General features: G+C 47.3%; 19 protein-coding genes. 13 read left to right on the forward strand and 6 right to left on the reverse strand.

Annotated elements, in window-relative coordinates; all coding sequences use genetic code 11:
- The first annotated feature begins 87 nt into the window (after window positions 1-87).
- From tctD to OGV71_RS25100, 13 genes are all read left to right on the forward strand, one after another.
- A complete protein-coding gene (gene tctD, locus OGV71_RS25040) occupies window positions 88-762 on the forward strand; it encodes a transcriptional regulator TctD (RefSeq protein ID WP_003826032.1) in 675 nt (224 codons plus the stop codon).
- Complete coding sequence (locus OGV71_RS25045) at window positions 749-2,161, forward strand: sensor histidine kinase (RefSeq protein WP_286534175.1); 1,413 nt, start codon at window positions 749-751, stop codon at window positions 2,159-2,161. The genes tctD and OGV71_RS25045 overlap by 14 nt, the downstream gene beginning before the upstream one ends.
- A 453-nt stretch (window positions 2,162-2,614) precedes the next feature.
- On the forward strand, window positions 2,615-4,030 hold the full coding sequence (locus OGV71_RS25050; RefSeq protein ID WP_071696788.1) for an undecaprenyl-phosphate glucose phosphotransferase: 1,416 nt from the start codon (window positions 2,615-2,617) through the stop codon (window positions 4,028-4,030).
- Window positions 4,020-5,306 (forward strand): outer membrane beta-barrel protein, encoded by a 1,287-nt coding sequence (locus OGV71_RS25055; RefSeq protein ID WP_016150852.1) that lies wholly within the window; start codon window positions 4,020-4,022, stop codon window positions 5,304-5,306. Before OGV71_RS25050 ends, OGV71_RS25055 begins: the two co-directional genes overlap by 11 nt.
- Window position 5,307: 1 nt before the next feature.
- On the forward strand, window positions 5,308-5,865 hold the full coding sequence (locus tag OGV71_RS25060; protein WP_003037180.1) for a polysaccharide biosynthesis/export family protein: 558 nt from the start codon (window positions 5,308-5,310) through the stop codon (window positions 5,863-5,865).
- A 2-nt stretch (window positions 5,866-5,867) separates the two neighbouring features.
- Window positions 5,868-7,997, forward strand: coding sequence for a GumC family protein (locus OGV71_RS25065; RefSeq protein ID WP_204583335.1), 2,130 nt, complete (start codon window positions 5,868-5,870; stop codon window positions 7,995-7,997).
- Entirely contained in the window at window positions 7,994-9,205 is a 1,212-nt protein-coding gene (locus OGV71_RS25070) for a lipopolysaccharide biosynthesis protein (protein WP_016150850.1), read from the forward strand. Before OGV71_RS25065 ends, OGV71_RS25070 begins: the two co-directional genes overlap by 4 nt.
- On the forward strand, window positions 9,202-10,572 hold the full coding sequence (locus tag OGV71_RS25075; protein WP_016150849.1) for a hypothetical protein: 1,371 nt from the start codon (window positions 9,202-9,204) through the stop codon (window positions 10,570-10,572). Before OGV71_RS25070 ends, OGV71_RS25075 begins: the two co-directional genes overlap by 4 nt.
- Window positions 10,573-10,576: 4 nt before the next feature.
- Complete coding sequence (locus tag OGV71_RS25080) at window positions 10,577-11,566, forward strand: glycosyltransferase family 2 protein (RefSeq protein ID WP_003037172.1); 990 nt, start codon at window positions 10,577-10,579, stop codon at window positions 11,564-11,566.
- 14 nt (window positions 11,567-11,580) lie between these two features.
- Window positions 11,581-12,792, forward strand: coding sequence for a glycosyltransferase family 4 protein (locus OGV71_RS25085; RefSeq protein WP_003839738.1), 1,212 nt, complete (start codon window positions 11,581-11,583; stop codon window positions 12,790-12,792).
- A gap of 1 nt (window position 12,793) precedes the next feature.
- A complete protein-coding gene (locus tag OGV71_RS25090) occupies window positions 12,794-13,906 on the forward strand; it encodes a glycosyltransferase family 4 protein (RefSeq protein ID WP_003037168.1) in 1,113 nt (370 codons plus the stop codon).
- A 2-nt stretch (window positions 13,907-13,908) separates the two neighbouring features.
- Window positions 13,909-14,316: a hypothetical protein gene (locus OGV71_RS25095; RefSeq protein ID WP_016150846.1), complete on the forward strand. Its 408-nt coding sequence runs from the start codon at window positions 13,909-13,911 to the stop codon at window positions 14,314-14,316.
- A 31-nt stretch (window positions 14,317-14,347) separates the two neighbouring features.
- Window positions 14,348-15,739 carry a DUF4832 domain-containing protein gene (locus OGV71_RS25100; RefSeq protein ID WP_086504457.1) on the forward strand — a complete coding sequence of 464 codons (1,392 nt, stop codon included), beginning with the start codon at window positions 14,348-14,350 and terminating at the stop codon, window positions 15,737-15,739.
- A gap of 46 nt (window positions 15,740-15,785) precedes the next feature.
- Here the strand turns inward: OGV71_RS25100 and galE are convergent, their stop codons facing one another.
- The 6 genes from galE to melR all read right to left on the reverse strand — a co-directional run bounded on the left by galE (window position 15,786) and on the right by melR (window position 22,682).
- Window positions 15,786-16,802, reverse strand: coding sequence for a UDP-glucose 4-epimerase GalE (gene galE, locus OGV71_RS25105; protein ID WP_003839744.1), 1,017 nt, complete (start codon window positions 16,800-16,802; stop codon window positions 15,786-15,788).
- Window positions 16,803-16,854: 52 nt separating this feature from the next.
- Window positions 16,855-17,793, reverse strand: a complete 939-nt coding sequence (locus OGV71_RS25110) for a glucosamine inositolphosphorylceramide transferase family protein (protein ID WP_071697091.1) — start codon at window positions 17,791-17,793, stop codon at window positions 16,855-16,857.
- 209 nt (window positions 17,794-18,002) lie between these two features.
- Entirely contained in the window at window positions 18,003-18,638 is a 636-nt protein-coding gene (locus OGV71_RS25115) for a carbonic anhydrase (protein ID WP_003839748.1), read from the reverse strand.
- 154 nt (window positions 18,639-18,792) lie between these two features.
- Window positions 18,793-19,965: a MalY/PatB family protein gene (locus tag OGV71_RS25120; RefSeq protein WP_110249076.1), complete on the reverse strand. Its 1,173-nt coding sequence runs from the start codon at window positions 19,963-19,965 to the stop codon at window positions 18,793-18,795.
- A 124-nt stretch (window positions 19,966-20,089) separates the two neighbouring features.
- Window positions 20,090-21,550 carry a Na+/H+ antiporter NhaC gene (nhaC, locus tag OGV71_RS25125; protein ID WP_086504454.1) on the reverse strand — a complete coding sequence of 487 codons (1,461 nt, stop codon included), beginning with the start codon at window positions 21,548-21,550 and terminating at the stop codon, window positions 20,090-20,092.
- A 193-nt stretch (window positions 21,551-21,743) separates the two neighbouring features.
- On the reverse strand, window positions 21,744-22,682 hold the full coding sequence (gene melR, locus OGV71_RS25130) for a transcriptional regulator MelR (protein WP_086504453.1): 939 nt from the start codon (window positions 22,680-22,682) through the stop codon (window positions 21,744-21,746).
- Window positions 22,683-22,820 lie beyond the last annotated feature (138 nt).

Genomic DNA, 22,820 nt, shown 5'->3' on the forward strand with positions numbered 1-22,820 from the left:
CGATGTGTAGCAGTTCGGTTGCGTGATTGTTAAAACATTAACCTTTCAATTCCCTTTCAATGCGGCAGAAACTTTACAGGATGTGATATGCGTCTCTTATTAGCGGAAGATAACCGTGAGTTAGCTCACTGGCTGGAGAAAGCGCTGGTGCAAAACGGTTTTGCCGTTGACTGCGTTTTTGATGGCCTGGCGGCCGATCACCTTTTACATAGTGAAACGTACGCGCTGGCGGTGCTGGATATCAATATGCCGGGGCTGGACGGCCTCGAAGTCGTTCAGCGCCTGCGTAAACGCGGACAGACGCTTCCCGTTCTGCTGCTTACGGCGCGCAGCGCGGTGGCCGATCGGGTGAAGGGACTGAACGTCGGAGCCGATGACTATCTGGCAAAGCCGTTTGAAATCGAGGAGCTGGATGCCCGGCTGCGGGCCTTGCTACGGCGCAGCGCGGGGCAGGTACAAGGCATCCAGCAACTGGGGGAACTGGCGTTTCACGATGAAGGCTATTTTCTGTTGCAGGGGCAGCCGTTGGCGCTCACGCCGCGCGAACAGGCGCTGTTGACGGTGCTGATGTACCGTCGGTTGCGACCGGTTTCACGCCAGCAGTTGTTTGAGCAGGTTTTCAGCCTGAGTGATGAGGTCAGTCCTGAAAGCATTGAGCTGTATATCCATCGTTTGCGCAAAAAGCTACAGGGAAGTGATGTGCGCATCGCCACGTTGCGTGGTCTGGGCTATGTGCTGGAGCGAAGCGATGAAGTGGGTTAAACCCCAATCGTTATACCTGCAACTGCTGATGTTTTTGGGCCTGCCGCTAATGTTGCTGTGGGGCCTGTCAGCATTTAACAGCTATGTCAGTGCGCTACAGGCGGCGACCCAGGCGTATGACCGCACGCTGCTTTCATCCGCCAGGACCGTCTCCGAGCGGCTGGTGGTGCGCAATAAACAGTTAGAAGTGAATGTGCCATGGGTGGTGCTGGATAGCTTTGAATTGAATATGAACGACCGACTGTATTACAAAGTGGTTGATCCGGCGGGGAAGGTTATCTCTGGTTATGACGATTTACCGGCGATGCCGCCTGCTACCTCGCGCACGCGGCTTTATCCGGCGCTGGCATGGTTTTATCACACTGAATATCGCGGTGAGGCAATCCGTGTGGCACGTCTGCTGCAGCCTGTCAACGAAGGTGGCATTGTTGGCATGGCGGAGATTTATGTTGCCGAAACGCTGCAATCGCGGCGTTATCTGGCGCGACAGCTGTTGTTTTCCTCGTGGGTTTCGCAAGGGCTGTTGGTACTACTGACTCTGGTGCTGGTTGGTTGGCTGCTGCGCCGGGTGCTGCGCCCGATGCGCCAGCTGTCATCGCTGATGGTGCGTCGTGAGCCAGGTCTGCTGACGCCGCTGCCGGAGTTGCTGCCGTGGTCGGAAACCCGTCTGCTGATTGTTGCATTCAACCGTTATCTGGACCGACTTCGCGGTCTGATCTCTCGCCAGGAGCGCTTCAGCGCGGATGCTTCCCATCAGCTTAAAACGCCGCTGGCGGTACTGAAAACTCAGGCATCGGTGGCCCTCGCCAGCGCCGAGCCGCGGCAATGGCATGAGAGCTTACAAGCCATGAGTAGCACGCTGGATAACACCATTCAACTGACAGAGAGGCTGTTGCAGTTGTCTGCGGTGAAGCGCAAAGAGCAAGGGGAAAGGCATTTCTCGCCGGTTAATCTGTATGAGGTGGTGCAAACCAGCTGTTTTACCCGACTGGCGCAGGCGCGTAGTAAAGGGATCGATCTGGGCTATGAAGGGGATCAGGACGCGGTGTGGGTCGAGGGAGATGAAGTGCTGCTCGGTGAACTGTGTGGGAATCTGCTGGATAACGCACTGAAATACACGCCGGCGCAGGGGATAGTGACCGCCCGGCTGCAACGAGAAGGAGAGGCCGTGGTGCTGGTAGTCGAAGATAGTGGGCCGGGCATAGACGAGCAGATGGTTCATCAGGCTCTGCTACCGTTTCATCGTCTTGATAACGTAGGCAATATCCCAGGCGCCGGGATCGGCCTGGCGCTGGTTAATGATATTGCTCGTCTACATCGCACGCATCCTCAGTTAATACGTAGTGAGACATTGGGTGGGCTGATGGTTCGGGTACGCTTTTTAAGAGCTACGGTATGATATATTCGTGATTATGATATTTGTTATTTTATTATAATAAAAAGTAATTAACTTTATTATTAATGTCATTTGAAATATTGTCTTAAGGAAGTTGTTTTTATTTTAATTACCGTATTAAACAGCACCTCTAAGGTGATTCAGCGTCAATGAAACAATATTTTTTGCAATTCATCATACATAAAACACTTTTTCATAGACCATGAATTGTTACCTGTCAATAGCAATGATGTTGTTAAATATTATCTTTTTTGCTGAGGTGGATAAAACTGTTATTGATTTTATTTGTATTAAAATCATATAGATGCGATTTTTCTGGAGATGTTTGTCACAGTAATGAGTATTATTTTTTACATTTACTGACAATGTACCATTGCGTTTTTTAGACTTGTGATATAATTAGCAACATGAAATGAGAAAAAAACAATTAAAGATCAATAAATAATGGGCTGAGATATGCTTAAAAAATCGCTAAAGATTAGCAGCCAAGGATATCCAGTCTTTTTAAAACTGGTCGATTTCATTGTTATCAATGTGGTGTTAATTTTTAGCGCCCATCTGTTGGGTTTGCTGCCCTTTAACACCATTGCGATTTTGAGTCTTCTCTTCTCGATCTTTTTCTTACTGTTTGCTGAATACATTAAAATGTACCAGCAAAAGATTAAGACGATCGGTTTGCGTAATCAAAAACGCTTGGTTTTTTGTACGCTGCTGGCGATTTTTTTTAACGAACTGGTCAGTATGACGGTGGCTGAGCCTGAATCACTCGGCTACTTAGACAGACTGCCTTCACCGTTTTATTCAGCCATTATTTACTGGTACTTCATTCCATTACCTTTTCTTTACTACATTCGCTTTTTTATTTTTAAGTATTCAACGAAAAAGAGTATACGCGTGGCGATTATTGGTCTGACCGACAATGGTCTGGCTGCAGAAACTGCGCTAATGAATGAATACGCCAATATCACATTAGATTTGGCTTTTTATGATGAGCGCGCCTTATCTCGCTGTGGTGATATCGTTGATAAAGTTAAAAGTCCCTTTCGTGGTCCGGTGATCAATCTGGTTGAGGAAGCCAGGCAGGGAAATATAGACGAAATCTACATCGCTTTACCGATGGTTGCTTTACACCGAATTCGTCATTTTTTAGCGATGATGTCTGACACCACCGTAGATACCTATATTGTCCCTGACTTTTATACTTATAGTAACAACATGTCCAAGTTACGCTCCATCCACAACCTGCAAACTATCGGTATCTTCAGTTCACCGTTTGAAGGGGCGGGGTCGTTTATTAAGCGGGCGGAAGATCTGGTTCTTGGCAGCATCATTATGGTGATGATTTCCTCCCTGATGCTGGCTATTGCCATTGGTATCAAACTCACGTCCCGCGGGCCGGTGTTTTTCAAACAGGACCGCTATGGTCTTAGCGGGCAAAAAATTAAGGTCTGGAAGTTTCGTTCTATGCGCGTCATGGAGAATTCCGATACGGTTATTCAGGCCACGAAAAACGATCCGCGGGTAACCAAATTCGGGAGCTTTTTACGCCGCACTTCGCTGGATGAACTTCCGCAATTTATTAACGTTTTGCAGGGAAGTATGTCGATTGTCGGTCCCAGACCTCATGCGGTTACGCATAATGAGCAGTACCGCAAACAGGTTGAAAATTACATGATCCGCCATAAAGTTAAGCCTGGGATCACTGGGCTTGCGCAGATCAACGGGTTCCGTGGGGAAATTGATGCGCTTTATAAGATGGAAAAACGGGTTCAGTACGATATTGAGTACATTCAAAACTGGTCGTTATGGCTGGATTTAAAAATTATTATTAAAACTATTTTCAAAGGATTTGTCGGTAAGAATGCATACTAAATTGATAGTGATTACCGGAATCGTGATATCGCAGTCCGCATGGGCTGATTTAACACCGAAATCACACATTGGCTTTGCGGGGATAGACTTCCAGGGCAAGGTTGCTGTGGACTACGGTTATAATGATAACGTCTCTTATCAGCCACATAGCAACGATGCTATCGGTTCCTCATTTCAGAGTGCAGCGCCAGTGCTGAGTATGAGTGGAGAGCGTGGTCAGGATAAGTATTTGCTGATGTACTCCGGGGATTACCGTAACTACTCAAGCGATTCTGCTGATAACTACAACGATCATTTTTTCCGTTTTAACGGTGCCTGGCGTTATGGGCTCAAGCATGGTTTAACCCTTAATCTGGAGGATTCGCTTGGGCATGAATCCCGTGGTCGTGACATCACCGAGGGTTTTCTACCGAGTCAATTTGAGCAATATGGGATTAAATCCCCGCTGACGACAAATTTTATCAATAGTGAATTGCGCTACAGCTATGGTGCGCCTGATGGTCGCGGCAAAGCGGAACTGGCGTTGTTATACAAAAAACTGACTTTCGGTAACACTTCTGATGTTCGGGACAGCAGTGAAGACTTCTACAATTATATTCAGGAACAGGAATGGCATGAAAATAGCCTGATAGCGGAAGTTTTTGACCAATACTCATCCAGAACGCGCTTTCGCTATAGTTTTATTACTAACCAGCGTCGCTATGATAACAACTCAGAAAAAGACACTAATGAGTACTATTTGCTGTATGGCCTGAAGTCGCAGTTGACGGGGAAAACCAATGTCGACATGAATATTTCATGGCTGTATAAAACATTTGAAAACAACGCAAACTCGCATGATTTTAATGGTCTAAACTGGGACATAAAAGCGGAGTGGAAGCCATTACAACAATCTGTTTTCACGGCCCACTCTGCGCAAAGCATTAAAGACCCATCGGAAGTTGGGGGATATATTTTAGTGACCCAGTATGGCCTTTCTTACCAGCATTTCTGGTTAGGCACTCGTTTTTCTACTTTATTGGACTACTCATTTACTTCGGAAGACTATAAAAAACAGAACAAGGATCGACATGATAAAGATGGTGTGTTTAGCGTAACCATGAGCTATGACTATACGCCGTCGGTTAATTTTGAGATTAAATATCAGATAGATACATTAAATTCGAATAGGGATACTGACTCGTTTTATATCGGTCCCAACGACAATCAGGAAGTCATTAGAACGTTGGGTTATGATAATTCTATGATTATGCTTAAAGCTAAGGTTCAGATCTAAAATGAAAATAATAGAACTGTGCGCGGTTTTGCTTTTCAGTATCCTGTTGGTCGGATGCACAACGTCCAGCCCGCGATTAATGGACGATCCTGCTACTGTTCAGCAGGATTACCGACTTGGGGCGGGGGATACGGTCAATATCGCAGTTCATGGTCAACCCGATATGACGATGCGGTTTATTTTGGATAAGAGTGGGGAAATTAATTTCCCATTTGTTGGTGCTCTTAAATTACAAGATAAAACCGTTGATCAAGTGACAAAAGAATTAACTCAACGCCTGACCGGAGATTATTTTACCACTCCGATGGTGACGGTGAGCATTGCCGAGTTCCGCAAATACTATGTTTCAGGCGAGGTGAAAAGTCCAAATGGCTTCGCCTATGAGCCAGGGCTTACCGTCGAGAAGTCTATTGCGCAGGCGGGTGGGTTTACAGACCGTGCGGACCGTCAAGATATCAACATTCGTCTGTCGGGTAGCAATCAGCTGCTTGAGAATGTCGATTTAACGCACTCTGTTCATCCAGGGGATGTCGTGATTATTGGCATGGGGTTCTTCTAACGATGAAACTATCTATAGTGGAAAACGGCAAAAAACGAGAAAGCAGTGTCGAATTCTCCCGCTTTGCCAAAGAGCTGAAAAAGAACGCCTGGAAAATCGCGCTGGCCGGTATCGTTGCTGGGGTCGTCGCGTATCCATTAATCAGCATGATGTCCTCAAAGTATGTTTCAACGGCGACGGTGCTGATTAAGGCGCAAGCTGATAACGTTTCTCCGTTTCCACAGGTTGATGGTTTCGATTCAACGCGTAGTGGTTACTACGAAACACAATATGCGTTGATGCATTCACGTATTGTGCTGGAGAAAGCCATACGTGATATGAAGCTGGATGAAAACCCGGAGTTTACCGGGGAAAAAGCCGGTGCTCGGGGGGCTGATAGCAATGAAAGTCGGCAACTGAGAATGGAACAGGCGCTGAAAACGCTGGCGAAAAATCTGAATGTCATTGGTATTCGTACGACGAACCTGGCGTCTATTACCTATGAATCAACGTCCCCACAGGTTGCGGCTGACATTGCGAATGGCGTCGCGCAGGCTTTCATCAACTACACGGTGGAGCAGAAGCGTCTGAAAGTGGAGCAAGCTCGTGAACTGAATTTTGAAAAAATGGAAGAGATTCAGACGTCGATAGCTAAGCAAAAAGACGAGATGGACAACTATCTGAAAAATGCCGGGCTGCTGACCTTCCGTGGAATCGATGGTTTTGAAACCGAGCAGCTAAGTATCGTAACCAATCGCCTTGCCGATGCAACTCAGCGTCGGGTTGCCGCTGAATCCGTCTATAACGAGGTGAACGGGGGAGGTAAGTCCATTGAGAGCGTTATCTCGCTGCCTTCGGTCTCTAATCATGCTCAGATCCAGGATTTGCGCATTGCGTTGATTCAGGCGCAACGAACGTTGTCCGAACAGCGTAAAGTCTACGGGCCAAAAAATCCCGCCATTTTAAAAGCAGAGGCCGATGTTCAGTCGATCCAAAACCAGACTGGACGAGTATTGGGTGAGCTGAAAGTCGGTTTACGCCAGCAATATCTGGCGGCGCTGGCGGACGAAAAAAACTATCAACAGCAGGTGACTGAGCAGAAAGAGATCTTCCAGAAAATGGCGTCAAAACGGGATGCCTGGAACAGTCAAAAGCTGTCGTTAGATAAAATGGAAGACCTGTATAAATCGCTTTATCAACGTACTCAAGAGCTGTCGCTGTCCGGTGTGAATGCTGATGCGGTGTTATACGACCCTGCGGCACCCGCGTTAAAACCGGCGAAACCGAATAAATCTTTGCTGTTGCTGATGGTGGTCATGCTGGTGGTGGTGTTCAGCATCATGTATTTCATTGTTAAAGCGGCAATGGATAACTCAATCGGTACTCTCAGTCGCATGAAAAAACGGCTCAATGTTGCTCCGCTGGGTGAAATCCGTCGTTTTAGCGGAACCTCAGGGCGCGCGCAGGTGCGGGACATGATCATGAAGAACCCGCTGAATGCCGATATTGTGCACGGTATCCGTACCCGGATTATGCTGGATAATCGACCTTTACAGACGCTTGCCGTGGCGTCGACAGAGCACGGTGATGGGCGTTCTTTGTTGGCGAATCTGTTAGCTAACTCTTTTAGTTTCGACCAGAAAACACTGCTTATTGATGCGGATTTCTTTAACACTGACGGGCTCTCTTCTGAACTGGCGTCGGCAACATCCGCAGGTTTGGCGGAACTGTTGCGCGGGGAGGTTCAGCTCGAAAAGGCGCGGATTACGCTCAGTGATCATCTCGATTTTATTCCGCACGGCAAGACAACCATCTCTTCTTTACTGATGCTGTCGTCGGGGCACGTTGAGCCCTTAATGCGTGAACTGAAATCGCACTATCAGCGCATTATTATTGATGTCGCTGCTGTGAATCAGAGTCAGGATGTTCAACTGATTAAACGCGCCGTTGATGGGGTTATTTTCATCGTGAAAGCCGGGACGGGGTCCGCCGGGCAAATCGCCAACGCGCTGGATAAGCTGGAAGAAAATAACGGCGTGGTAATTGGCGCGGTACTTAATGCGGTTGAAGAAAAAGATCTTGAGACGCAAGAAGGTCTGCGTTCACTGAACTTCAGTACCGATCAACTGATGACCACGCCAGGCCGCGTATGAGTCTACTGAAGAGCGCTTCCACGATAGCCGGTTCATCAGTCATCTCGCAGCTGATTGGTGCACTGTCTATTTGGTTGATTTCACACAAGTACGATATGGCTGAGGTGGGGCTTTATGCGCTCAACTACAGTATCGCCGTGGTGGGCGCTCAGGTATGTACCTTTGCATCACAGCTGTTAATTCCTAAACAGCAGGATGACGAACTGGTACAGAATGTTGTGTTTTGCCTGATCCAAAGCACGATCATTGCCTTACCTTACGCCGTGCTCACCGCGTGGCTGTTTCACCAGAACATCCTGTTTCTCTATTTGCTGACGTTGGCAACGGCGTGGGTTTTGATCTCGGAAAACCTGTCGCTACGCACGGCCAACTTTCGTTTTCTGATTTTCCAGCGTATTTCTGTTTCAGTGGTGGTATTACTTTCGGTTCTGGTTACGCATTATGTACAGCTGTTTTATTGGTCGTGGGCCTGCGCGACGATGGTGCTGACCATAAGCTGTATTTTGCATTCGTTTGATATTCGTTCGGTGGCAGCCAGACATCTGCGACCCGCCAGTAATTGGCATTTTTTCAAACAGAATATTCATCACATTACCAAAGTGGGCAGTGCGGAAGTGCTGGCGATGGCCAGCAGCAATTTGCCGATTATGCTGATTAACTTTTGGTTCTCGGCGCTGACGGCGGGTTATTTTTCCGTGGTTAGCCGCTTTTGCCTAGCACCGGTGGTGATCATCGGCAACGCGGTACGCAATACTATTTTTTCCAAGTGGTCTATCGACTTCAGAAATAATACCTTTAACTATCAGGAATATACCAAGGTACGTATGCTATTGCTGGTACTAGGGGTTATCTGTACCCTTGGGGTTTTTATTTTCTATCCGATTGTGATGCGCCTCGGTTTTAGCGAAGACTGGATTAACTCCATTGAGACGTCGCGCTACATGTTGCCCTATTTATTCCCTGCGCTGGCGATAAGCCCTCTGACGGTGATAGAACTTATTTTTGGTTCCCATCGCTATTTTCTGCGTATCCAACTGGAACAGCTGGCGATTGTACTATTCGCTTTTGTCGTGACGCCCTATTTTTATAAAGATTATGCAACGTCGGTCATCTTGTTTTCTTCACTGACATTTATTCGCTACGCCTTCATTTATCTGAAAATGAATAAGCGAGCCAATCTCCTGAAAGACAAGCCGGTGATAATATGACACTGAATACCGGATACTATTTACAGGTTTATACTTTTGTCACGCTGATCCTGTGTGGCTTGGTGCAATACTTTACCGGTATGCAGTCAGTGCTGTGGATACCTTTTTTCCTCACCTTATTGATGGTGGGATTATTGGTGATGCAGACGCGTGATGGCTCGCTGCAACTGGATGCGCAGGAGACGATTGTTCTGGCGTTGTATTTCTCGTTCCTGGTACTGGCTGGGACATCGACGTTGATTCAGGGCGGGATCACCGTCGCGATTGTGGCATTTAAAAACGAAATTGCATTGTCGCTGGTGATGATCTGTTTGCTGCTAGGGTTTTGCCGGGAGTCGCAGATTTATCGTGTAACACGCTATCTGTACTGGATTTTTTACGCGCAGATCCCGGTAATGATTTATCAGGTTTTACTGGTCGTTCCCCAGCGCGTCGCGGTACGCGGCGAAGATGAGAAATGGGACTCCGTGGTTGGCACGTTTGGCGGTGACCCCATGGGGGGCGGGAATACTGCCGCAATGGGGCTGTTTTGCCTGTTAATTATGTTGTTAAAAGTCTCCGAATATAAGCATGGGCTCACCACGTTCAAATCCATGGCGCTGCATATTGTTCTCGGTATCGGTTTATGCATAATTGGTGAAGTGAAGTTTGTCATCCTGCTATCGCCAATATTCCTGGCGTGGGTGTGGCTCTCACCGAGCTACGTCAAAGACGTTAGTAAGGTTAATCTGAAAACGTTATTGGTTATTGTGGCGGGAATGCTGTTGCTCATTAGCCTGTCGATTGTGATCCTCGCGTACTATTATTCTACGGCGTTCGGTGGCGATCCATCGAAAAGCTCGTTAAGTATTTTTATCGACTCCTTAAGCTATATCTTTGATCCGAACTACATTATGTCTACCGGTGAATTAGGGCGCTTTACGACGTTCCTGTTCTGGTTGAAAAATAACGATCTGTGGGGGCTTTCAGGAACGTTATTTGGCTACGGACTCAACGCCACTAACAGTGGTAGTACGGTGTCGCCGGGATTTTTGAATATTATCTACAACTTAATTCTCGACTCGACCTCCCTGAGTATGCTGCTGTGGGAAGTGGGGGCGATTGGTACACTACTCTTTGTTAGCTTATTCATTTATATCCTGAAAGTTTGTCAACCAAAGCCATTACTGAGACTTGAACAACTGGACCAGCAGGATCTCCAGTTGCTGAGTTTTGCACCGGCGTTTAACGCTTTTGCTATCAGTTGCTTAATTAGCTTACCTTACAGCCAGATACTGATGATTACACCGATGTTACAATTCCTGTTCTATTTATCACTAGGGGCAAGTTTAGTGATTCGTCGAACCGTCCTTCGCTGCGTAGGGTAATTGTATGGACCAAAAACCGTTTATTTCAGTGAGCATTAAAACACTCAATGAATCTAAATGTATTGAGAAGACGATTGACAGCATCCGTAAGCAGCTTATTGACTATCCACATAAAATTATTGTGGCAGATAGTCTCTCAACGGATAACACCCAACAGCTTGCGATCGATAAAGGGGTGACCGTAGTGTCCTTAACTGACCCTGGCGATCGCTGCTGTGGCGTCGGGCACCAGTTAGGTTATCTGTATAGCGAAGGGGAATATCTGTTGTTGATGGACGGCGACATGGAGCTGGAAGAAGGATTTGTGGATCAGGCCGTCGCCTTTTTGCAGGCTGAACCAGAATATGCAGGCGTTGCGGGAACCGTTGAAATGGATGATGCCGTTAACTATGAATTTAAGTCTCGTAAGCAACGCATTAATAAAATATATCCGCTCGGGGATAGTGACCATTTAGGCGGTGGTGGATTATATCGTCGCTCTGCGATTGAGAAAATTGGTTATCTGACTAACCGTAATTTGCACGCGTATGAAGAGGCTGAGCTGGGTCTGCGTTTAATCGAAGCGGGCTATAAACTGCGGCGTCTGGATATTCCTTACTTCAGCCATACGTCACATACGCTGCCGACGTTTAAGATGCTGGCGCGGCGCTGGACCAGCGGTTATTACCAGGCTCCGGGTGAGCTTTTGCGTTGTAGTTGGGGGAAACCCTGGTTTTCCCAGTCATTCAACATCGTGAAGAATGAGGCGGTATTTGCGCTCTACCTTATTCTCTTATTTGTGGCGCTGCTCACTTTTAATATCGACGTGTTTGCCGTTGCGCTTCTACCATTACTGGCATTTACCTTGTTGAAGATTGTGCAAAACCGCTCGTTAACAGATGGGCTGCAAAGCGTTATTAACTTAATCGTACGCTCAGCGGGGCTGATCAAAGGTATTTTTTATCCCGTACGCGATCCGTTGACTCCACCTAACAGTAAAATCATTCATGAATAACCGGGGCAGGCGCCATGAAAGTATTATTAGTTAACAAGTTTTTTTTCATTAAAGGCGGCGCGGAAACGGTTTATTTTCAAGAGCGCGATATGCTGAAACAGGCCGGAGTGCAGGTTATTGATTTCTCTATGCATCATGATAATAATTTCCCCTCGGACTATGCGGATTATTTCGTCAGCAATGTGGACTACCACAAAGAGAGCAATCTGCTGGGCGGTATCAAAACGGCGGTTAACTTTATTCACAATTCGCAGGCCTGCAAAAAAATGCTGGCGCTATTAGAAAAAGAGCGCCCGGATATTGTCCACTTTCACAACATCTACCATCAGTTAACACCGGCGTTGATTAAAGTTGCGCGTAATTTTGGCTGCAAAACGGTGCTGACTGCGCATGACTATAAGATTGTTTGCCCCTCGTATTCCATGCTGCGCGACGGCAAAGTGTGCGATTCCTGTATTACCGGGACGGTTTTCAATGCCTTCAGGTATCGTTGCCAGGAAGGTTCAGCCTCAAAAAGCTTACTGCTCTCCCTGGAGGCAACCTGGCAGTACATTGCACAAAACTATCAGGCGCTGGATGTGATTATTTCACCGAGTGTTTTTTTACGAGGTATCCTGCTGCGTACGCTGCCAAATTCGCGCATTGATGTCATCGTCAATGGCGTTGATGACAGTCGTCCCCTGGCCGAAGTAAGCGATGAGGGCTATATGCTGTACTTTGGCCGTCTGAGCCGTGAAAAGGGCGTGGCAACGTTGTTGGCAGCGCATAAAAAAATGCAGAACAGCGCGCCGCTGAAAGTTGTGGGGCACGGTCCGTTGCATGATGAATTAGCCGCCAAATACCCTGATGTTGAATTTTTAGGTTATGTGCAACAAGGAGAAGCCCTCGACAAGCTTATTAAGCATGCGCGAGCGGTGATCCTTCCTTCTGAATGCTATGAAAACTGTTCTATGGCGATATTGGAAGCGATGTCCTTAGGCAAGCCGGTTATTGGGTCGCGCATTGGCGGCATCCCGGAACAAATTCGTGACGGTATCGAAGGGATTTTATTCGAACCAGGCAATGCGCAGGAGTTGGCAAATGCGATGGACGTCCTGGCTGACTCGCAAGAGAAGGCGCGGAATATGGGCTTACATGGCCGTGCGCGGTTGAGTGAAAAATATGCGCTGAGTAAACATATGGATACCTTACAGGCGCTGTATAAAGAACTGCTGAGCAGGCCATAGAATGAGTAAAAAAATAACGGTTTTTGGAACGCGTGGTATTCCCGATGTATTGGGCGGTGTGGAGACACACTGTCAGAATCTTTATCCTGCTATTAAGCAGCAGTTCGATGTGGATATTTGCGTGATTGCTCGCTCGCCATATGTAAATTACAAACGTTCGGTCTATAAAAAAGTCGAGACCTACGCGCTGTGGGCACCCAAAAAGCGCTCGCTGGAAGCTATTGTCCATTCCGTTTTAGCGGCGTTTAGGACACGTATCGACCATTCGGATATTGTGCATGTCCATGCTATCGGCCCTGGCCTTGTGATCCCACTCTTACGCGTGATGGGTAAGAAGGTGGTTTTCACCCACCACGGACCTGATTACGATCGTCAGAAATGGGGTTTCGTTGCAAAAAAAATATTGCTGCTGGGCGAACGTTGGGCGGTGAGATATGCCAACGAGGTGATTGTGATTTCTGAAGTTATTAATCAACTGATCCAGAAAAAACATGGTCGCTATGATGCGCATTTAATTCACAATGGCGTAAATGAGCCGCGGTTGTTATCAGAGCTCACCATCGACAATACGCTCTCCCGCTTTGGGCTGCAGCCGAAAAATTATCTCGTTGTGGTTGGACGGTTTGTGGAAGAAAAAGGGATGCATGATGCCATTGCCGCCTATCAACACAGCGGTTTGACCATGCCGTTAGTGTTAATTGGTGATGCGGATCATCCAACCGAATACAGCATTCGCCTCAAAAAGCTTGCCGCCGACACGCCAGGCGTAGTGATGACCGGTTTCTTACGTGGTGATGAGCTGCAGGCGGTGTTTTCGCAGGCCAGGCTATTTGTGATGCCTTCATACCATGAAGGATTGCCCATTGCGCTGCTGGAGGCAATGTCATTTTCTCTTCCGGCCGTCGTCAGCGATATTCCTGCTAACCTTGAAGTTCAACTGCCTGCCGAGACCTATTTTAAGGTGGGAGATGTAACCGGTCTGGCCGAAAAATTAGGCCAAGGGGTAACAGCAAATAGCGTGGACTATCGTGTATATTTGCAAAACTACAATTGGCATGAAATCGCCAAAAAGACGGTTAACGTCTATCACTCAATTGATAAAGATATAGGTTAATTTTGACCAGTCCTCAAAATCGTCCCCCCGTAATCGAACGATTTTATACTCATCTTGATGAGACGATTGCGCAGGGGTTGACCCCTGAACAAAAAGAAGGGGTGGAAAATGCGATCCTGGCCTCGACGCTGGCTTCGCGGCATCAGATCGATATTCGCAGAAGCTTTCCCTTTTTCAGTAAGCGTTATTATCTGGTTTTTTTGTTTGGCAGAGATTTACGCCGTCAGCATCGCCAGGAATCAACCCTGTCGAGAATGCTGCTCACATTTTTGCTGTTGATTGCCGTGCTATTCGTCACCTGCTGCATATTGCTGACGCTGTATATGATCAAATCCGCGTTAGGTATTGATGTGTTCCAAAATTTTCACGTAGGTATCTGGGACTGGTGGTTAAGCCTTAAAGACCGCTAGCGTTTACAAATTGGTGGAGGATGTCATTGCGATGAAACGTAAATGGGTTTGTGCGTTGTTGAGCATGTTTTTCCCGCTGACGGTCATGGCCGCATTGACGACCGTTACCCCCAAAGCATTGACGGGCCCGCTAACCAATCCGGGGATTGGCGTGGCAAGTTTTCATCAGGGATACGGTGAAACGCTGGGGCTGGCGGACTATCCCAATACCGGATTTGAATACGAGCGTTTTTACTGGCGGGACCTGGAGCCAGTCGAAGGCCAGTACAATTTTGCGTTGGTGGATGATGCCTTCAAATACGCGGCGGCACATCGTCCAGCGATGAATGTCGGGCTACGATTTATGGTACTGGCAGAGCCGGAAAGCGGCTCGCAAATTCCTGACTGGCTGATTAAAAAAGGCGTGAAAGGTACCTGGACGCCGGATAAAAAGACATTTGCCCCGGATTTAGACGATCCTCTGTTTATTCAATACAGCCAGCGTCTGTTGAACGCATTTGGTAAGCGCTACGATGGTAATGAGAATCTCGCGTTTGTTGATATTGGCATGGTGGGATCATGGGGAGAATGGCATAACAGCAACTTCCCGAACCTGAAGCCATTACTGGAGCGATACACCACGGCGCAACTGGATCGCTACGTCGCGATGCACTTTTCTGCTTTTCCGGTGACGCCAAAAACCATGCTGATAAGCGGCGGACAAAGTCTGGCGAATGCGGTGGAGCGTGGGGCAGGATGGCGTGCGGACTGTTGGGGGGACCTGCGCGTATTTTCGGACTCTTGGAACCATATGACTGATGATTACCCGCAGCGATTGCTGGCTGCGCAGCAGAGTTATTCAGGGTTCAACGACGCATGGAAACGTGCGCCGGTGAGCCTGGAGATCTGCTCGTATATGCAGGACTGGAAGAATACCTTTCACTATACACGTGCTGAAGTGCAGGGGATTTTTGACTGGGCGGTCAAACAGCACGCCAGTACCATTAACCTGAAATCGAGAGCGATACCGAGCGACTATCGACCTATTGTCGACGATGCGCTGACCAAATTGGGCTATCGATTTCGCCTGGCGTCCCTGAGCCATGAGTCCGTGTGGGACAGCGGACAAACGCTGACATTGAACAGTACCTGGTACAATGAGGGTATCGCTCCGATTTATCTGCCTTATATGCTGGCATTCCGTGTTGTGGACAATGCTAATAAGGTGGTGGCACAGGGGAATTCCGCGGAGGATATTCGCCGCTGGCTCCCCGGTAAGTATCAGGTCAGTTATGCGTTATCTATGCCAGGCCGACTGGCAAAAGGGCAGTACGCGATTGAGGTTGCGATGTTGGATAAGTCGGGTGCGGCGAGAATTAACTTTGCCAATGAAGGGAAGCAGAACAGCGGCTGGTACCGGGTATCAACAATAACAGTACAATAGTCAGACACAGCAGCGAGCCTGACGGTTAGGCTCGCTGCTGTGAACATTAAATTTGATACCCATTCGGGTTGTTTTTTTGCCAGTTCCAGGTGTCACGCATCATTTCATCAAGGCTGTAGATGGCCTTCCAACCTAACTCCTTATATGCCAGCGATGGGTCAGACCAACATTCGGCAATGTCTCCAGGTCTTCTGGCGACAACCTTATAATTAATTTTAGTCTGCGCTGCTTTTTCAAATGCTTCAATCAACTTAATCACGGAATAACCGACACCGGTACCGAGATTAATCACCTTGTAAGCCGCGCCTTTGTTCAGGCAATCCAGCGCGGCTAAATGACCGGTCGCCAGATCCATGACGTGAATATAATCACGCACGCCGGTACCGTCGGGAGTGGGATAATCATTACCGTACACCGACACGGTTTCCAGCTTACCAATCGCGACCTGGGAGATGTACGGAACCAGATTATTGGGGATACCGTTAGGATCCTCACCAATCCGACCCGATGGATGGGCGCCGACCGGGTTGAAATAGCGCAGGCAGGTAATGCGGAAATCGGGTTGTGCACGAGAGAAGTCAGCCAGAATTTGTTCGACCATCAACTTAGACGTGCCGTACGGATTGGTGGTGCCGCCCGTACGCGATTGCTCGCTAAGCGGTACGCTTTCCGGATTACCATATACCGTGGCGGATGAGCTAAAAATGAAACGATTAACGCCTGCGGCCAGCATCTCATCCAGTAAAACCAGCGTTCCGGTGACGTTGTTTTCATAGTAGGCGAGGGGCTCTTTTATCGACTCTGAAACCGATTTAAGCCCGGCAAAATGAATGACATCGGTGATGTTATGGTTGGCGAAAATGTTTTTCAATGCCGGCCTGTCGAGAACATCGGCGATATAGACAATAGGCTCTCTTCCAGTGAGTTCCGCGACCCTGTCCAGCGAGATTTGACTGGCGTTCGCCAGATTATCGATGACAACGACATCATCGCCTCTTTCCAGTAGCGTTAAAACAGTATGTGAACCAATATAACCTGCACCACCAGTGACCAGAATTGCCATACAGACTCCAGATAAACGGGGATTGAGTCACGCCAGTACCATAGAGAACGCGTTATTGGTGACGTTTGGTAAGGTTATAGTTGCGATACCTCACCATGCATTTATAAGATATTTTTTTAAGTATAGATAAAAAGCTGAATTGGTTTATTTTTGTATCATAAACAATATAGTTATTTGAGAAGTTCAGCGTGTGGACGCCGTCACTGTGGTTGATCGACGAATTGATTTGTTCGATTAGGTTCTCATCAAAATTAGCGTCGTTCAGTGTCACTAATTCTTTGATATAGATTGATTTTCCATAAGTTTCAGGTGTGCACTCCTGAGTAAGGAAGTACATTTTATTTTCGACCTGATAGGAGGCTCCTGCGCCTCGATGATGAGGATTGCTCACCTTCAATGAGGGGGTAATCCGCTGCCATTGTCCATAAATATGATCTGCCGAATGAATAATTATTTCATTATCCATCGTGGTGGACAAAAGATAACAGGCTTCATTAATTGATATAAATACGTTGTCGGTTAATTCGATATCAGAGATTAAAACTTTAACTTGCTTCCAGCGTGCAGGGAACTCTATTGACTGAAACAGTATTACCTCTTTTCTTTCTGAAGACTCGGGGATCATGAAGAGTTGATCGTTGATATGAATCAGATAAGGGAATGACAAATGACACTTTAAGTCGTCAAAGCCCTCAAGCTTAATATCATCAAGTTCAACCAGTTCACGGTCAAGAACGCGACATCGTAGCGTGCCTTTTGAGTTGCGAAAGCTAAGAGCTTCATAGAAAACATACAGTTTATCGTCTTTTTCAACCAGAAAAGGGTCAGCCTGAAATGTATATTTCTTTTTTAACTGCTGTGCAGTGGATTTGCTTAATATCTCCAGGGTGTTATCAGGGAATAAGTGTGTGCCATTATCCTTAATAAGCATGATATCCCACGACTCATGATAAAATAACATATTCATTATTCTTTTTATTTTTGCTTGCATTCGTACCGGCTCCTTTTATCGCCTGCACCATGTATGAACAGCTGTTTGCGACTCAGGAAATGAGACCTGTCGCAATATTTTATAAAATGTGCGAAAACCGATGTGGGAACACCAGTGGCCACTTTAAAGCTAGTCGCAAGTCCGTTTTTTGTCCACTAACAGAAATAGGGGGAGGAGATGTCCAGAGCATCCTTGCTCCAGTGGAGGAATTACTCGAAATGCACTTGTGGGTTTTCTGCAAGGGAAACGTAGGTTTTGCTGTTTTTATCCAGGGTACGGATTTCACCGCTTTCGATGTCATACACCCAACCGTGCAGACGAAGCGCATTATTGCGCAGCCCAACCGCGACACAAGGATGCGTTTTAATGTTGTTAAGCTGTGCGATAACGTTTTCTTCTACCATGGCGTTAACTTTGTCGATTGGGTTATCCCAGGTTTTTTTCTCGACCACGGCTTTCGCGGCATCAGCATAGTGCAGCCAGTGAGCGACAGCGGGCATCGGATCCAAGGGCTGGCTATCGGCAATGGCTTTCATCGCGCCACAATTGGAGTGACCGCAGATGACGATATCCGTTACGCCAAGTGCGACAACCGCGTATTCGATGGTTGCGGATACACCACCCGGTTCCGGACCAAATGACGGTACGATATTACCGGCGTTGCGGATAACGAAAAGCTGTCCTGGATCTTGCTGAGTAACGAGTTCAGGTACCAGGCGGCTATCAGAACAGGAGATGAAAAGTGCCTTAGGATTCTGGCTGGATGCCAGGCTGCGGAAGAGTTCCTTGCGTTGAGGGAATATCTCTTTTTGGAAGTTGAGGAAGCCCTCGATGATATGTTGCATAGCAGTGTCTCTTGTCTCTGTTTAAGCAGGTTATGATGAAGATCACACTTTCCAGTTTAACACCAGCCGACAGAAGAGAAAGACTTTATAGCAGTTCAGCAACATCTTTGGATAATTTTGCCCCACCGTGGCAGGGCAAATCGTGTGATGTACGCTATGCGTTCTGCCATTTCTGGTATGCCGCTTTTAGCCTGTTCATCGCGTCTACCAGGATGGAACGTGAGCAGCCAACGTTGAGCCTCATGTGCCCCTCTCCACCGGGACCATATTGCGCGCCAGGCGAAAGGCCAAGCCTGGCGTCATGCACAAAAAAAGCGCTTAGCTGATCATCGCTTAGCTCCATTTTTTCCGCGTTCAGAAATAAAAGATACGATGCGCCGCCATACACAATGGAAATCAAGGGACAGTGCCTTTCGATTTCACTTTTTACAAACGCTACATTGTCGGCCAGATAGGCTAATAATTTTTGGTGCCAGTCGGCGCAATGGGTAAAAGCGCTATAAATAGCCGCCTGCTGCAATGAATGCGTCTCGGCAAGGTAGCAGTTATCCAGAAAGTGGTAGAACTGATGGCGTAATTCATCATTCTTAATAATGGCGATTCCACCCTGGATCGCCGCCGTATTGAAGGTCTTGCTGATGGAAGTAAGCACGATTGCCCGACTATCTGGCGCTTCATCAAGAGTAAAAAACGGCAAATGATGCTTCCCTGGCAGGGTTAAATCACTATGCACTTCATCAGACAGAATGATGACGCCAGCCTGCTGGCAATAGTGGCTTATTTTTCCCAGCGTTTCCCGCGACCAAACCATTCCACCTGGATTATGTGGTGAAGGGAACAAAAACATTTTGCACTGCTTGAGTTTCTCGCTGAAATCATGCCAGTCAAATTCATAGTGCCCGTTCTTCTCAATGAGGCGCGTCTGAATCAAATTCCTGCCGCTGGTGTTTACCAGATTAGGATAGGGATCATAGATTGGCGTACAGGTTAAAATATTATCGCCCGGACGGGTAAGCGCTATTAAAGAGAGTACGATAGTTTTTATGACACCGGGAATAAAATGTAACCAGTCTGCCTTGATATCGGCATCATACTGTTGTGCATACCAATGGATAACAGATTCTTTCCATTGTGGATAATCCAGGTTATAGCCTTGCACCGGCTGCGATACCACCGAACGCAGCGTGCTCATGATTGGCTCTGGTGTCGCAAAATCCATATCTGCAATCCACAGCGGTACTACATCGGTGGTACCGTACATCTGTTGTAATTGCCCGTATTTACGACAATTAACATCCCTTGTGACAATATCATCAAACAAAGACATTGCTGACTCCTGGAAAGTCTCTGAAAATAGTGTAAGCCACGCTAAAAGCGAAGAATATTTATGTATATCTAATGGATATATTAAATTTACCCTGGTGATAGCTAATATTTAGCTAATTAATAGTTTATGATTTTTGCTCAACCATATTCTCAGTGGTTTCATTAGGCTCATATTTAGCAATGCCAATACCGGTTGCCGCCCACAGTAGGGCAAAGATGACGCCGCTGTAACAGAGGATTGCCCAGGGCAAATAATCAAGTGTGGCAACACCCAGCATAGTGGCGCAATAAACGCCTGAAGCGGACCAGGGGATAATCGGTTCGACAACGGTTCCGGCATCTTCAGTGGTTCGCGAGAGGTTTTTTGCCGCAAGCCCTCGTTTTTTGTACTCCTCTTTAAAGGCATCACCGCACAGCAGTAGCGGCAAGGTCCCATTTGCCGTGCAGGCACAGATGGTAAATGTCGTCACAATCGTGGTAGCCACCAGGCGGAATGTGGATTTAACGCCTTTTGTCAGTGCGTTTATTACGGTGTGCAGAGAGCCTGTCGCACTCATTGCTCCGGCAAAGCTGAAGGCGCTGAAGACGGTAACGAAGCTGCTAAACATTGAAATAGCGCCGCCTCGCTCCAGTAAGCGGGAAACATCGGAAGACAGTGTCGGCAGATTATCTCCGGTAAGCATTGCGAGCTTAAAGCCACTAACCACGGATTCACCGACAGAGGATGCGGTAAATTGCTGAAAGACTAACGCTAATATCATTGAAACAATCGTAGATAAAAAGAGCATCGGAATGGGCGGTCTTTTTGACAGTGAGCCATATAAAACGATGATCGGCGGGAGCAGCAGCAGAATATTAAAGTGATAAATCTGACCAATAGAATTCATCAAGTTGGTGATATTTTCAGGTGCGCTGGACGAGGCATCAATGCCCATGCCCATATAGCTGTAAACGACGCAGCAAATAATAAAACCTGGGCCGGTAGTCCACAGCAGGTGGCCGATATGCGAGTACAGATTTACCCCGGCAGCCAGTGCGGCCATGTTGGTTGAATCAGAAACCGGTGAGAGCTTATCACCAAACCAGCAGCCTGAAACAATGGCACCAGCGGCAACGGGCAGTGAGACATTCAGACCAATTGCGACGCCAATCATGGCAATACCAACGGTCCCGATAGAACCCCAGGAGGTACCGGTGCATACTGAGATTAAGGCTCCCAGCATAAATGCCGAGATATAGAAATACTGCGGGTTAATCCACTTCAGACCATAATAAATCATCATTGGAATAGTGCCTGACACCATCCATGCGCCAATTAAGAAACCGATACTGGCGACGATTAATATGACCGGCAGCGCTTCAGATATTTTATTGCAAATAGATTGTAGAATGTCATCCCACGTATAGCCGTGAGCGATGGCGATAAACGAGGCGGTTGCCGTTCCCATCAGGATCATGGGCTCAGCACGAATATTGAAGATAAAATATCCGATACTAATCCCGCCCAGCATGACTACCATGGGTAAAACTGACCAAAAGAAAGACAATGGCTTTCTGTTGTTGGCGGTGCAGTTATTTAATTCCATAATTCCATCCCAATCGTTAATGGTTGAACACGTCAAATAAATACCTGCTACAGGTCACTCATATCTGAGTGACATAGTTGCCAGGGCTCATGGCTGAACCCTATTTTATTAACTGCTGCAGATTATATTTTTTGACCTGCTATTTTGATGCTTATATTTTAGAAGTAAGGTAAGAGAACGTTTGGCGAATAAATTACCCCTCGGCATAAGGTGAATGATGTCGGCGTTGTTGACTCAGTTTGCGATACTGCTGCGGCGGCATGCCGACGTATTTATGGAATGAGCTGTAAAATCGACTGCTGGAGCGAAAACCTGCAATTGTAGCGATATCCAGAATTGTTTTATCCGTATCGCTGAGTAAAGCCCGCACATGGTTGATGCGCATCGCGGTAATATACTGTTTCATCGTCAGTTGCATCACCCGATGAAAAATACCCATCGCATAATTTGGATTGAGCTTAACGTGTTCGGCAATAGCATCAACCGTAAGCTGTTTGTTGCAGTTGGCGGCAATAAACTCCAGCATCTGGCTGACGTAAAACTGTGAATGCCGTGAAATACTGTTTTTCTGGGTGCGCGACGTTTTGTTACCCAGTACCGGCCGCCAGCCAGCGAGGCTAAAGCGCTTGAGCATTAGCGCGATTTCATCAATGGCTAACTGGCGAATTTGTTCGTTATCGCTATTGAGTTCATTCTGCCAACGCTGCACTTCAAACGCGCTCAGCTGCTGTGAAGCCAACGAAGTAATCACCATCCCATGGGTCACGTGATTAATCAGATCCCTGTCCAGCGGCCAGGACAAAAACAGATGCATCGGTAAGTTGAAGATGGCCATCTGTTTACAGTGCCCGGCATCCGTGAGTTGATGGGGAGTACAGGCCCAGAACAAGGTGATAAAGCCCTGTTTGCTCTTCACCACTTCGTCATTAAAAAGATACTCCACATCACCATCAAACGGCACATTCACCTCAACCTGACCATGCCAGTGGCTGTAGGTCATGGCCAGTGGCGCCCGCAGTTCGACATCCATACGCTGATACTCTGAATAGAGCGCCAGCGGACTTCGCGACTTTTTCTCATAGCTGCGACACATATGTGGGTCGAGCGGCAGCTGCGGGGTACTTTTTGCCATTATGGTTGGGTTCCTGGATAGTGATTCCGGCCATGGGGTAACGCCAAAGCATGAACATAGCTTAACCGAAAAAAAACGTCGTTTTCTCTCCATTTTCGCGAAGTTATTCCCGAAAACTCAGATCCTGTGCCTGTCGCT

This window comes from Citrobacter sp. Cf088, assembly GCF_030334295.1.
In the GTDB taxonomy this organism is placed as follows: Bacteria; Pseudomonadota; Gammaproteobacteria; order Enterobacterales; family Enterobacteriaceae; genus Citrobacter; species Citrobacter freundii.

Coding starts and splice junctions, on each gene's coding strand:
- tctD (WP_003826032.1), top strand. CDS start 88: ATGCGTCTCTTATTAGCGGAAGATAACCGTGAGTTAGCTCACTGGCTG.
- OGV71_RS25045 (WP_286534175.1), top strand. CDS start 749: ATGAAGTGGGTTAAACCCCAATCGTTATACCTGCAACTGCTGATGTTT.
- OGV71_RS25050 (WP_071696788.1), top strand. CDS start 2,615: ATGCTTAAAAAATCGCTAAAGATTAGCAGCCAAGGATATCCAGTCTTT.
- OGV71_RS25055 (WP_016150852.1), top strand. CDS start 4,020: ATGCATACTAAATTGATAGTGATTACCGGAATCGTGATATCGCAGTCC.
- OGV71_RS25060 (WP_003037180.1), top strand. CDS start 5,308: ATGAAAATAATAGAACTGTGCGCGGTTTTGCTTTTCAGTATCCTGTTG.
- OGV71_RS25065 (WP_204583335.1), top strand. CDS start 5,868: ATGAAACTATCTATAGTGGAAAACGGCAAAAAACGAGAAAGCAGTGTC.
- OGV71_RS25070 (WP_016150850.1), top strand. CDS start 7,994: ATGAGTCTACTGAAGAGCGCTTCCACGATAGCCGGTTCATCAGTCATC.
- OGV71_RS25075 (WP_016150849.1), top strand. CDS start 9,202: ATGACACTGAATACCGGATACTATTTACAGGTTTATACTTTTGTCACG.
- OGV71_RS25080 (WP_003037172.1), top strand. CDS start 10,577: ATGGACCAAAAACCGTTTATTTCAGTGAGCATTAAAACACTCAATGAA.
- OGV71_RS25085 (WP_003839738.1), top strand. CDS start 11,581: ATGAAAGTATTATTAGTTAACAAGTTTTTTTTCATTAAAGGCGGCGCG.
- OGV71_RS25090 (WP_003037168.1), top strand. CDS start 12,794: ATGAGTAAAAAAATAACGGTTTTTGGAACGCGTGGTATTCCCGATGTA.
- OGV71_RS25100 (WP_086504457.1), top strand. CDS start 14,348: ATGAAACGTAAATGGGTTTGTGCGTTGTTGAGCATGTTTTTCCCGCTG.
- galE (WP_003839744.1), bottom strand. CDS start 16,802: ATGGCAATTCTGGTCACTGGTGGTGCAGGTTATATTGGTTCACATACT.
- OGV71_RS25110 (WP_071697091.1), bottom strand. CDS start 17,793: ATGCAAGCAAAAATAAAAAGAATAATGAATATGTTATTTTATCATGAG.
- OGV71_RS25115 (WP_003839748.1), bottom strand. CDS start 18,638: ATGCAACATATCATCGAGGGCTTCCTCAACTTCCAAAAAGAGATATTC.
- OGV71_RS25120 (WP_110249076.1), bottom strand. CDS start 19,965: ATGTCTTTGTTTGATGATATTGTCACAAGGGATGTTAATTGTCGTAAA.
- nhaC (WP_086504454.1), bottom strand. CDS start 21,550: ATGGAATTAAATAACTGCACCGCCAACAACAGAAAGCCATTGTCTTTC.
- melR (WP_086504453.1), bottom strand. CDS start 22,682: ATGGCAAAAAGTACCCCGCAGCTGCCGCTCGACCCACATATGTGTCGC.